10 protein-coding genes and 2 pseudogenes are annotated in these 12,274 nt (G+C 58.7%); 5 read left to right on the top strand and 7 right to left on the bottom strand.

Annotated elements, in window-relative coordinates:
- Positions 1-696, bottom strand: a pseudogene (locus AB5Y92_RS04585) (oligosaccharide repeat unit polymerase); the annotation flags it as partial.
- A complete protein-coding gene (locus AB5Y92_RS04580) occupies positions 684-2,003 on the bottom strand; it encodes a lipopolysaccharide biosynthesis protein (RefSeq protein WP_368225758.1) in 1,320 nt (439 codons plus the stop codon). The pseudogene AB5Y92_RS04585 and the gene AB5Y92_RS04580, both read right to left, overlap by 13 nt.
- Before the next feature lie 299 nt (positions 2,004-2,302).
- Here AB5Y92_RS04580 and AB5Y92_RS04575 point away from each other — a divergent pair, with 299 nt between their 5' ends.
- The 4 genes from AB5Y92_RS04575 to AB5Y92_RS04560 are packed head-to-tail and all read left to right on the top strand — an operon-like array spanning position 2,303 to position 7,279.
- Entirely contained in the window at positions 2,303-3,058 is a 756-nt protein-coding gene (locus AB5Y92_RS04575; protein ID WP_368225756.1) for an acyltransferase, read from the top strand.
- Positions 3,055-4,254: a glycosyltransferase gene (locus AB5Y92_RS04570; RefSeq protein WP_368225754.1), complete on the top strand. Its 1,200-nt coding sequence runs from the start codon at positions 3,055-3,057 to the stop codon at positions 4,252-4,254. Before AB5Y92_RS04575 ends, AB5Y92_RS04570 begins: the two co-directional genes overlap by 4 nt.
- Entirely contained in the window at positions 4,251-6,791 is a 2,541-nt protein-coding gene (locus AB5Y92_RS04565) for a hypothetical protein (RefSeq protein WP_368225752.1), read from the top strand. Before AB5Y92_RS04570 ends, AB5Y92_RS04565 begins: the two co-directional genes overlap by 4 nt.
- An 11-nt stretch (positions 6,792-6,802) precedes the next feature.
- A complete protein-coding gene (locus AB5Y92_RS04560; RefSeq protein WP_368225750.1) occupies positions 6,803-7,279 on the top strand; it encodes a hypothetical protein in 477 nt (158 codons plus the stop codon).
- Here AB5Y92_RS04560 and AB5Y92_RS04555 read toward each other — a convergent pair.
- Together AB5Y92_RS04555 and AB5Y92_RS04550 are read right to left on the bottom strand one after the other, a co-directional pair.
- A complete protein-coding gene (locus AB5Y92_RS04555; protein WP_330124595.1) occupies positions 7,257-7,706 on the bottom strand; it encodes a hypothetical protein in 450 nt (149 codons plus the stop codon). The genes AB5Y92_RS04560 and AB5Y92_RS04555 overlap by 23 nt on opposite strands.
- Positions 7,707-7,793: 87 nt before the next feature.
- Entirely contained in the window at positions 7,794-8,561 is a 768-nt protein-coding gene (locus AB5Y92_RS04550) for a hypothetical protein (RefSeq protein ID WP_368225748.1), read from the bottom strand.
- A 167-nt stretch (positions 8,562-8,728) separates the two neighbouring features.
- Here AB5Y92_RS04550 and AB5Y92_RS04545 point away from each other — a divergent pair, with 167 nt between their 5' ends.
- Positions 8,729-9,574 (top strand): DUF1194 domain-containing protein, encoded by an 846-nt coding sequence (locus tag AB5Y92_RS04545; RefSeq protein ID WP_368225746.1) that lies wholly within the window; start codon positions 8,729-8,731, stop codon positions 9,572-9,574.
- Positions 9,575-9,784: 210 nt separating this feature from the next.
- Here the strand turns inward: AB5Y92_RS04545 and AB5Y92_RS04540 are convergent, their stop codons facing one another.
- The 3 genes and pseudogenes from AB5Y92_RS04540 to AB5Y92_RS04530 form a co-directional block, all read right to left on the bottom strand.
- The gene (locus AB5Y92_RS04540) at positions 9,785-10,573 is read right to left on the bottom strand and encodes a hypothetical protein (RefSeq protein WP_368225744.1); all 789 of its coding nucleotides are present in this window, start codon (positions 10,571-10,573) and stop codon (positions 9,785-9,787) included.
- 448 nt (positions 10,574-11,021) lie between these two features.
- Positions 11,022-11,621, bottom strand: coding sequence for a hypothetical protein (locus AB5Y92_RS04535; RefSeq protein WP_368225742.1), 600 nt, complete (start codon positions 11,619-11,621; stop codon positions 11,022-11,024).
- A gap of 355 nt (positions 11,622-11,976) precedes the next feature.
- A pseudogene (locus AB5Y92_RS04530) lies at positions 11,977-12,274 on the bottom strand (chain-length determining protein); the annotation flags it as partial.

The following is a 12,274-nucleotide window of genomic DNA, read 5'->3' as shown; positions in this document are numbered from 1 at the left end:
CAGTAAACGCCCTCCCACCCCATTGCCCTGATTGAGCAGCAAGCTCAGCGAAAAGCCGGCAGGAAAGAGCAGCACCAGCGCCAGATCGTTGGGATCACCCAGCACAGAGCCCAGCTCGCGCCCTATGGTCACCCGGGTCCCCTCCACCAGCCCGATCCCGCTCGCCTTGTTGTAGAGGGCCACCAACGCCACCAGACAGCCCGCTACCACGAAGGTACGCACCGCCAGCGCAAAATCCCCTGGGGTGCGCACCAGCCAGGCGGTGGCCAGGGTCATCAGATAGATCTTGCTGTAACTGCCGGTCCAGGTGGCGATCGCCTCGCCCCGGTTGCTGGCAAACAGCACACCGATGGAGACCATCACAAAGAAAGCCGTCAGCCAGCTCAGCGCTGGACTCCAGTAGCGCTTGATCCGGCCGGTCAGCAAAATGTGCCAGACCAGCGCGCCGATGGCGGCCAGCGAGAAGAGCAGCGGGATCTTGAGGGGATAGAGCTGGGGGAACACCTCATGCAGCCGAAAGAAGGAGAAGGTGACAAACCCCAGCACCATCAAGAAGGGCCAGCGCAGGGCAAACCAGATGGCGGGAATGGCAAGGCCGAGCACCGGCAGCAGCAAGGGATGGGGCAGCCGCCACCAGAGCAGTGCCAGCACCAGACAGATGGCGCTTGCCCAGATGGCTGGCGTTAGACGAGCCATGATCCTGCCCACCATTGGCCGAGCCAGACCATCGCCAGCGCCCCGAGCGAACTGGCCCAGAGGGTCGAGAGGCGATACGGCAGCGGCAGCAACCGCTGGCTCACCAGATAAAAGGCCAGCGCCCGCACCAGATAGACCAGCAGTAGGGTCCAGATCACCCCGGCGACCCCGAAGGGGGGGATGGCGAGCAGAAAGCCTGCTACCCCAAGGGCGCTGCAGCCCAGATTGATCACCATCTGGGCATTGCTCTTCTCGCCGCTAAAGCAGCCGACATTGAGCAAGTCCGAAACATTGCGCACCGCCATACCCAGCACCAGCAGCGGAATATAGGCGATCGCTCCATGATAGCTCTCCGGAGTCAGCCAGCGAATAAGCAAGGGGGCGGTAAGCCCGACAATCCCCGCAGTGACAAACCCCAGTACCGACCCCATCACGCTGTAGTGGGCATTGAGCCGCAGTCCATCCGGCTCGCGCAGCAGCATGAAACGGCGGGGATACCACCAGAGAGCAAAGGGTTGCAGCAACAGCCCCACCGCCAGCGCCAGCTTGCCCGCCACCGCGTAGTAGGCAAGCAGCGCCTCCCCCACCACATCGGCCAGCAGCCAGCGATCCAGTCCGCTCAGGGCAAAACCTGCCAGCCCGCTCACCACCAGGGGCAATCCATAGCGCAGCAGCGGCCGATAGTGCTGCCAGTCAAAGCGGATCCCGCTATCTCGCCACTGCCAGAGACTGAGCAGCAGCGCCAGTGCAACGCAGGTCAGGGTGCCGGAGGCCAGCACCCCACTCACGCCCCAGCCGAGCCAGAGCCACCAGCCAGTCAGCAGGGACTGGATCACCGCCTTTCCTGCGGTCGCCACGAAAAAGAGCCGGGCCTGATTGCGCATCCGCAGCCATGCCAGCGGCACGCCGATCACCCCTTCAAACGGCAGGGCGCAAAGCACCCAGCGCACATCCGCAAGGCGGGTTTCCACCGGCAGCCCGGCTTGCACCAGAGGTGCCAGCAGCCAGAGCAGCACCAGACTGGCCAGGGCGATCAGCCAGACCAGACCAAACATGCGGGCCACCACCTGCTGGCGCTCCTGCTCATCTTTCGCCAATCCGGCAAAGCGGTAGAGGGCATCCACCAGCCCGAAGCCCAAAATAAGGGAACCCAGATTGATGAGGGTCAGCAGCACCTCCAGCTGGCCGTATTCACGAGGCAGCAGCTGATGGGTCAGCACCGGCAGCATCAGCAGGGAGATCCCCTTCATCAGGAGCAAGCCGCCGGCGTAATAGAGCATGGCAATCTGGTTCACACCAAGTTTCATAGGGCCTCCCAGCCACCCGAAGCATCCCGCTTCGGGTCAGCTACCGCTAATGCAAAGCCCACGCCACTCACTCCCGCCCTGAAGCGATAGCCCCTCTGTGCGGCTTAACCGGCCTGAACAGGCCCAGAATGAGACTGGCATTTGCGTTTTGCACAACGCTGGCTGCAAATTGCACCGACCGGCGCAATCTGCCCCTCCTCTTAGCCCCATTTGGCCCGATCACGCTGGGGTCGTCCTGTTGGCCCGATCCCTGCTTTCTGCATAGCGAGCAACGGACTGCACCAAAGGGAGAGGTCGCCATGAACACCATCAACCTGCACCGGATGAAAAGCTGGGCCAAACAGGGGGAGACGCCACTGGCCCGCCGGGTATGGCGTCTGGCCAAAAGTGCCCGCCACTGGTCACTCCCCGTGATCCCTCCCCTGCATCGGCTGCTTTATCGGCTCTATCTGCTGGGCAGCAACGCGCTGGCGACCCTGACCCGCACCCTTTGGTGGACCCCCTTGTTTCAATCTCGCCTGACGGCCCCCGCCCCGCGCCTCTATCTCTATGGCGGCATCCCCTATATCAGCGGTCCGGTCACCATCGAGATCGGCGCCGACTGCCGTCTCAGCGCCGCCATGACCATCAGCGGCCGGGCATCGAGCCAGACACCACGGCTGGTCATTGGCCGCAATGTCGGGATTGGCTGGCAGACCACCCTGGCGGTGGGAAGCAAGATAGTGCTGGGGGATAACGTCAGGATTGCAGGGCGTGCCTTTCTGGCGGGCTACCCGGGGCATCCGATCAACGCCCGCGATCGCGCCCGGGGCCTGCCGGATCGCGATGAACAGGTGGGGGCCATTGTGCTGGAGCAGGATGTCTGGCTTGGCACAGGGGTGATGGTGATGGCCGGTGTCACCATAGGCGCGGGCACCATTGTCGCCGCAGGCAGCGTCGTCACCCGGGATCTGCCCGCAGGTGTGCTGGCAGCGGGTGTACCGGCCACAGTACTGCGCCCCTTGCAACCACAGGATCACAGCGGCCCCGCACACGCTTCGGAGACCTTTGCATGAAACCACACTCACTGCCGCAACTGGTGGTGCTGGGCGAGGATTGGGGCCAGCACCCCTCCAGCACCCAACACCTGATCAAGCGTCTGTTGCCCGATTATCAAGTGCTCTGGGTCAACTCCATCGGCATGCGCTGTCCCCGCTTTACCCTGCATGATCTCACCCGCATCGTCCGCAAACTGGGGGCGGTTCTACGCAGCGCGCGCCATGCTGGCGGCCAGTCGGTTGCGCCATCAGAGGTCAGCAGCCCTCGGGTACTGCCGCCGCTCGCCTTGCCACTGCCGGGCAGTCGGCTGGCGGGCAAGATCAATGGCCACTGGCTGGCGGCGCAGATCCGGCGTCAGCTGCCCGAGCTGGATCGCCCCTTGCTCTGGATCTCCCTGCCCAGCGCCGTCGATCTGATTGGCAAGCTCGAAGAGCGGGCGGTCATCTACTACTGCGGCGATGACTTCTCGGCGCTGGCGGGGGTGGATCATCAAGCCATCGCCCACTGCGAGGCCCGACTGGTGGAAAAAGCGGATCTCATTCTGGCCGCCAGCCCCGCGTTGGCCAGCCGCTTTCCCCCCCATAAAACCCGGCTGCTCAGCCACGGTGTGGATCTCGAACTGTTTATGCCCCCCAGAGAGCGCCCGGCGGATCTCCCCTCCGGCCGTCCCATTGCCGGATTTTACGGCAGCCTGAGCGACTGGATTGATATCCCCCTGCTGGCAGAGACGGCCGCCGCCCTGCCCCATTGGGATCTGGTGCTGATTGGCCCGGTCCAGACCGATATCTCCCCCCTCAAGGGGCTCCCCAATATCCATCTGCTGGGGCCCCGTCCCCATCACACGCTGGCGGCCTATGCCCAGCACTGGCAGGTGAGTTTGCTGCCCTTTGTCGACAACGCCCAGATCCGTGCCTGCAATCCATTGAAATTGCGCGAGTATCTGGCCGCAGGGCGCCCCATCGTCAGCACCGATTTTCCGGCTCTCGATGGCTATCGGGATCAGATCCAGCTGCCCCACGATGGAGAGAGCCTGGCCCAGGCCATCAACCGGGCCGCCTTTGATCAATCCAATCCGAGCTGGTTTCAGGAGAGTGGCTGGGAGGGGCTCACCCGCAGCGAAGGGCGCCACACTCGCCAGCAGCAGGTGGCCCTGCAAAGCTGGGATCACAAGGCTGCCGAGCTGAACAACTGGCTAAAGGGGCTGGCCGGATGAGCAGAGGGCTCTGGCTGGTTATCCTGCTCTGCTGCCATGCAGCAATGGCCACCACCCGGCTGGAGGGGCAGACCCCGCTGCCCATGACAGGTAACCAGACACCCCAGCGGCTCGATCTGAGCACCCACTACTGGCCAATAGGGAGCGATGATGAACTGGTGATCGAGGGCCATAACCCCAGCGCCCGCCCGCAAACACTGATCCTGCGTATCGATGATGAGGCCTCGGTCAACTACCGTAGCCGGGTCAATCTGGAGCGAATTGTCGCCCCCGGCCCCTTCACCCAGCGCTTTGCCTTAAGTGAGTGGCGCACCAGCCAACCCAGAGCACTGGCGCTGGACAAACTCACCAAGCTCTATCTCTTTATGGCCGATAACGCCCCCTCAATGACCATTTACCGCTGGTACTGGGAGCCCGGTCTGACTCTGCCTGCGGGCACCATTGCGCTGGATCTGGGGGCGGCGGCTGCGCCCCGCTTTACCGGCTTTGAGGCCCTGAGCCCGGGGGATCCCCGGCTGATTGGCCACCCCACCCCCATCTTGCGCCCCTCCGGCGATGCTCTGGTGCGCGATGGGCTGCGCAATCTCGACGGAGTGCGACTGGACCTGGCCAAAGGGCGCTACCAGCTCACCCTCTGGCTCGATGATCCCGGCGAGTGGGAGTACCTGCCCCACCCCTTCGAGCGCAGCGTACTGGTCAATGGCGAGCCCATCTGGGCCGAGCAGTGGCAACCGCAGGAGTGGCTAACGCAGCGCTATCTGGCGGGACAATCTCGCGAGGCACTGCCAAATCCGGATCCCTGGCTGCTGTTCGGGGCGCGTCAAGGCGGCCCGGTCCATGTCACCCTGAACCACCCCGGCGGCCCGCTCACTATCACATTGGTGGGTCACTCACCGGATGCCAAATACCTGGCAGGGCTGCTGCTTGCCCCCTATCCGATCCCCACCAGCAAAGAGGCTCTTCCGAATAGTGGAAAAGATCTCGCCGTATTGGCCGACGCTACCGCAATCGTGCTGACCAAGCAGCGCCAGCTGTTTTTGGAAAAGTGGACTCTGGCCCCCTATTCCCCAACCCCAGCCCCTGCTTCGCAGCAACTGAGCCTCACGCCAATTGCGGATGCCGCCCCAACCCTGCAGATCGCCCCGCTATCTGCGGCCGATGCGTTGCAGCAGGCTTCACAACCGGTGCTGGCGGCCCGTGGCAGCCAGCTGTTGCTGGAGTTTGCCATCTACGCCGCCACCGACGATCCGGCCCCCTTGCTGGTGATCCAGCCCCCCGAGCAGGCAGGATCGCCGCTGGCGCTGACCCCCTATTACGGCAAGTGGCATCTGGTTCGCCCGCAGGCGAGCGGCACCCTGCTGGCTCCCTCGGATCAGGAGTTGGTCGAGGGGATCGCCGGGCTCACCCTGCTGGCAGACGTACCTCGGCGTCTGGTGCTGCAGATCACCATCCCCCGCGATGCGCCGGCGGGGCGCTATCTCGGCAATATTCAGCTGCTCAGCCAACAGCAACTGGTGCAGTTACCGCTGACTATCGAGGTGCTGCCGCTGACCCTGCCCGCGGCCAGCAAGCCGATCGGCATCTATGTCGAAGCGCCCCCCTATCTGAACTGGCTGAGCCCCAACCCCGAGGCGTTAAAAGAGCAGATCGCCGAGGCCAGTCGCTGCGATCTGCAGCGGCTCGCCAAACTCGGGATCAGCGGCCTCTCGCCCGCCCTGCCACAAGATGAGGCGGGGATGCGGGAGGTCATGGGAGAGGCGGTGGGGCTCGGTTTTGTGCCGCCCCTGCTGGCCTATACCCCGCTCAAGCGCTGGGGGAGTGACCCTGCCAGCCAGCTTGATCAGTGGCAGGCGCGGCAACAGGGGCTGACCGCCAGCGGCTTGCCGCCGCTGGCATGGAGCCTGTTTGATGAGCCCGATCTTGCCACCCTGCCAGCCATCACCACCCTGGCGCGGGAGATGAAACGGCGGGATCCGGCGGTGATCCGTGCGGGCCACTTCAACCACCCGGGTCAGGTTGGTCTGTTGGCAGAGGTGGAGATTGCCCTGATCAACGCAGGCTTTGGCGCCGACAAGGCCGATGTGGCGCGGGTACGCCAGCACAAGGTCACCCCCTGGTTTTACAATCTGGGCACCCCGAGAGCCGCCGGGTTCTATCTATGGCAAAGCGGCGCCGAGGGCTATTTGCAGTGGCATGGCCGCATGCCCACCGCCCTGCCCTATGACCCCACCGACGGGCGGGAGAGCGACTTTATGCTGCTCGGCCCGCAAGCCTGCGAGGCGCACCGCCTCTCCCACGATCTGTTGCTGTTGCAGCAAGCCATCGAAGATCTGCGCTGGCTCGCCTGGCTGGAGCAGGAGGCCCGCTATCAAGTCGAGGCTGCCCTGCTGCTGGAGCACCTGCGGGATCAGCTGCCGACCCGCTGGCAGGTAGCAGAGCAACTGCCCTCTGCCGCCTGGATCCAGTGGCGCCGCGAGATTGAACAACTGGCCAAGGGATTGAAAACATTGCAAACTGGTGCCAACTCATCCTCCTGAAGTGACTGCGTATGGCCAACCAGACTCCCCGCTCCACAGCCAAAGACAGCGCCCTGCGCCGCCTGTTGCCCCTTATGTTGCCGCTGCTGATCCTCACCGGTTGCGCCCGTCAGAAGCCGGTCAATGAGACCCTGCCAATCCTCAACCAGTTGCGGGAACAGCAAATGGCCGAACAGCCCCAGCTGCAACTGCAGTACCAGCAAGCGGAGACACAACTGCCAGCGGATCAGGAGCAGCTGCTGCATCAGTTTTTAGGACGCAAGGATCCGGCCCGGATTGCGCTGGTAAGCGGCCCCGGGCTGCAAACCGACATGCTGGAGAGTGCGCGGATGGCGAGCGTGCGACTGACAGCCCTCACCCGCTTGCTGGGAGCTCGCGCCATTGAACTGGAGCCCCGCTATGACCCCATGCTGGCCCCCAATACCTTGCTGATCCGCATTCTGCCAAACGGTGAATCGGGGTCGGTCACCCCAGCGGCGGCGCAATAAGGCCGAGGCAGGTGGTCGGCAAGGCCACCCGATATAGGGGATAAGGGGTCAGCCCCCACAATTTGCGCCAACCCTGGGTAAGACGGTACGAGAGCAGCGGCGGGCTCTGGTGCAACTCGCCTAAAAACATTACCCCCTGACTCATCCCTTCACTCGCCAGCGTCACTGACATCGCCTCCTGATCCGGCGCCACCAGCATGGCCTGCAACAGGCCGTCACAGCGGGGATGGGCCAGCTGATAGCTGACATAGGTGCCGCCCAATACCGGCGTGGCCACCCGCAAGCGCCATCCCAACTGGACCAGCTCCAGCAGCATGGGCTTGGCCCCCTCGTTAACTGCCCGGTTCTGATAACGCCAGCCCATGGCGGCAGCACTGAGCAGCGCCACCAGCAACAGCAGCAGATATCCCCTAGATAGATGAATCATGGCGCTCCCTTAGAAAGCGGATGGTCATCACCAGCAGCATCATATTGACCACCCGGCTCTGATAACGCCACCAACCGCAGATATCCCTTAGACAGACGCATCACGGCGCCCCCGGATAAAGAGGATGGTCATCACCAACAACATGATGGCCCACTGGTAGAGCTGGGCCAGCGAGCCGGTATGCAGCCAGCCATACCAGCGCAGATCCAGGCTCATCAGCACCAGCCGCAGCTGATTGGCCCCGATATAGAGCAGGCAAACCAGCAGCAACATGGGCCACTGCCGGTAGAGGGGCCGATCCGGCACCAGCCAGCAGCAGGAGACCAGCCAGGAGAGCACCACCAGATAGAGTTGAGAAAACGAGGAGCACCCCTTGAGCACGATCAGTGCATGGCCCCCCAGCCGCTCGATGCGATTGCCATCAAGGCGAGTCTCCCAGCCCAGCAGCTGCAACCACTGGCCCACCCCCCAGGCGTCGAGCGCCAGCACAGGGCCGGAGAGCAGGGCAAACACCTGCTGCCCCCACAACACCGCCACGGTAAAGGCGAGCACAATCTGCAACACCGCCCGCTCATCGCCACTCTGATGACGGCGCCATAGCGAGGCCACCAGCAACAGACAGGCCAGCGCCTTGCAGCTGGCGCTGGGGATCAGGATCAGCAGGATAAAGAGGGCGAGCACCAGTGGATGCGGACGCCAGCTCGGTGCAACCCGCGATGCAATTTGCCACCAGATAGCAATCAGCAACACCACCAGCAGGTTGAAGTGGCCCATATTGAGCCACACCATGCCCCACTGATTGGCCAAACCAAGTAGCAGCCAGTTGGGTGCCCACTGCCAGGGACGGATCTCCATCGCAACTCCTGCCGGTTATCAGCGCTTTTGACCTCTGACGCAAGTTCTCGCAAGTTCCATGCCTGCCCAGCCTCACCCGGATCAAGCCAAGTCAGAGGATTCGCCAAAGCTGGCACGCTTTATTCATTCCCCCTGCTGGCACTAGCGCCAGGGAGAAGGAGTGAGCAATGAAACTCAAACCGTTGGCAGGGCTGGTGGGGATGTTGTTGGTAACCTCCCCCGCATACGCCTTGACCGAAGTCGATACCGAACTGCAACTGCTGATGGATGTGTCGGGCAGCGTCAGTTCATCGGAATTCAATCTGCAATTACAGGGGTATGTGGACGCCTTTTACAGTCAGGATGTACAAAGCGCCATCCTCGACACCAGTGGTGGCAAACTCGGGTCCATCGCCGTACAGATGATCATGTGGAGCAGCAGCAACCAGCAAAGTCTGATGACCGACTGGTTCCACCTCTACGACATGACCTCCATCAACAACTTCGCCGCCACCCTGGATGCCCTGGTCCGCCCCTATGCGGGGATGACGGCCCCCGGTTCGGCGATGGCCTTTGGTGCCCAGCAGTTTGATACCAACAACTTCACCGCCGCCCGCCAGGTGATGGATGTGTCGGGTGACGGTATCCAGAACAACGGGCTGGATACCGCCACCGTGCGGGATCAACTGCTCGCCTCCGGCATTGATACCATCAACGGCATCACCATAGGTCAGGACTATGCCGATGGGGTGCTGCAAGAGTGGTATGTGGAGAACGTGGCGGGCGGTCAGGATGCATTTGTCATCAACGCCACCACCTTCGCCGACTTTGGCAATGCCTTGCAGCTCAAACTGGCGGCCGAAATTGAGGGGGGCATTATTCCGGAAGGGGCACTGGCCGCCCCCATCGAGGAGATCCCGCTGGCCGCCCAGCTGCTGCTCGGTATGCCGCTACTGCTGGCCTGGCGCTATCAACGCCGTAATCAGGGACGCCAGCAGCCCGTCAACGGGCAACTAGCACCCGCCATCGGCTGATTTATCACCCCGTGTGTCGCGATTAGGGAGCTATGGCTCCCTGATTTTTTGGGGCGGCGATGAGGCCGGGGGGCGATCGCCAAGGCCATCATTATCACGCTATATCAACACTCAACTGAGTGGGATAAAAAATGTAATCCTGCCCCCTGTAAACCACTTTAATCACTTAATTAAACACGTAATAAAAATGCCACGCGTGGCGAATCACACTTAAACAATTTGTTCGCCCTGTAGTCCTGATAGCTGAGATGACAATATTAATAATGGGTGTTCTTCTTTTAATGCTAACTTACCAATATAGTTCACTATTTCAGCACAAGTTATATAGTAACTTTGTGCTTTTTCCAAAGAACACGACTCTTGCCAAGAAGCTATGACTGAAGGACAACTTGCTGGCGACACTTCTTCATCTACGGTAAAGGTATGGCTTACATTTTCAGTTTTACCATGAGCAAGTGAGTTTCTCGCCGAGAACAAACGCTCGACTACATTTACAAAATCATGGTTTTTTTGCTCGTCACGGGATACCGTATCTAAGATTGCCTTACATTTGACAATAGGTGGAATTCTAAATTTGTTATCTATTTCCGTAAAGTCAGCACCATCTTTTCCGTTCTCTTCGAAATACTTTGTTAATTTTTTAGATTTTTCCCCGTGTAAAAATTTGATTAGATTATTAACGAGTAACTCATACCGTTCATCAATACCGTATGCGTTTGCAACTCTCTGTTCGAAGCTCAAGTTCTTTCCGCAATCATAACGCCTTGCGACAACATCTAGTGGTGCATTGGAATCAAGCACTGTTTCAATTAGCTCGCTCTTGTTTAATAATTTTGAGCAAACGTAATTAAAATAGCTTTCAACCATAAAAGCAGTTAACGTTACTACTGTAATTCCCGCACAAGTATCACCAAAATTATCAGCTTCTAAGGTTCTTTTTGCTGATGCCGCAAACCAAGCGTGAGCGTAAACTGTGCCATTTGAAGAACCTTTCAACATTTATTATTGTTCCTATTACGATTTAGAGAAAAGGGCTAACTCCCGATTAAGGTGTGAGCCACGTGACCACGACTCTCAAATAGAGCGCCGTAAACAATATACTTGCCCCAAACCAAAAGTGCCCAGCGTGGGGAATCATTCTTAAATTGTCTATTATCACATAACTCACAAGGTTTTGTTTACCATGCTTGCCATTGGATGTTTCTCGATCATCCACCCAGCTATATCACCAAGGTCACCTTTCAGATCTTTGAATAAATGAGGGCCGTAGGTTCGATTAGCGAAGCGTAATCGGACGTTCGCGGCCTTTCTGTAATATGTTTCTTTAACTCGCCAAAACCCTTCTATCTTGCCACTTCTCCGCCCCAAAACTCACTCTCGAACTGGCAACGATCGTTACATTATTGCCATATTGAGGTGGAGTGTCACCGCGAGCGTCCGATTACGCCTACCGGCTAATCGAACCTACGAGCTTGAACCATTCGTTATAACCACCCGAAAGCAACAACTCTGCAGCTTCAAGTACATGCTGCTGTGCACTTTTATCATTACTTAACAAAGCTAACTGTCCCGCTGCTAAAAGCCCATAATTATTAGCAAAGGAAATAAGATCCCTAACAAAACCATCTGTATAGTTTGGCTCAATATTTGAGCCAGATATTCGTTTGGCAATTTGTGCAGGGCCTGAATGCGTATAATTATTTAGACATTCCCAAATGTGTTTCTTAGCATTTGACAAACCAGTGACATTACTATTTCGACTACTCTCAAGATCAATTACCAAGGCACTAAATTTTTTGTCGAACTTATTTTTTCTTAGTTTTTCGATGTCTTGTGGCAATGCACAATATTGAAACCAAAGTCCTTTCACATAACTCTCAAATAAGCATCTAAGTAAAGAGCTAGCAGAACCATAAAGTTTTAATTCTATGAGTGTCAAAATAGACCTCTGGTGCTCCATACAGATTGAGAAGTAAGACGATGCAATCATCACCTTTTCAGACCTCGGCAGTTTTATTTCATTTAATCCAGACTCTAACTTAATCAAGATCTCTCTCGAAATTTGCATATCTTACCCTTGTGGTATAATAGTAATTAGCTAAAAGTGCTATTAGCGTATTATCATTACCTTCCATCTAACTTCCTATTTACTACATGTCGCCACAGCTCATTAGCAACCCGCGCCTTATTTGTGATGATATTATCAATATCCTATGCCAGCTCCACTTGTACCACTGGATAAAACCACAGTCAACAAACGGAATTTGAAAATGAAGTCTATCTCCTCTTTTATGGACATGCCGCGATGTTTACTCCGCTATTTGCATGATATAAAAAAGGCCTCATTACGAGGCCTAATCAGACATATTCCGGTTCCTGCTGGCAGCCCGCTTTTACGGCAATCACCCCGGCTCTGGTGACATGGGCAGCACCTGCCCATCCAGCGCCTGATCGTTGTGGGATGGATAGTCCGGCACCGGCTCGCAGTAGGGAATGCGGCTGAGCACCGGCGCCTTGACCAGGGCGGCCAGTTGATCGGAGCGGCGCAGGCTGGCATCCGCCAGTTCGGCCACCAGCGCCAGACCGCAGCCGAGCCCCAGTCCGCCAACAATGCCCGCCAGCAGAAACAGCCAGAGCGGGTAGTTGCTCGGCTTACTGGGGGCAAAGGGTTTGTCGATCACCTTGATCCGCTCCCCCTGC

Origin of the sequence: Aeromonas sp. R1-1, assembly GCF_040908495.1 — a bacterium.
Classification (GTDB): Bacteria; Pseudomonadota; Gammaproteobacteria; order Enterobacterales; family Aeromonadaceae; genus Aeromonas; species Aeromonas veronii.
This window is presented reverse-complemented; position numbering and strand designations above follow the sequence as displayed.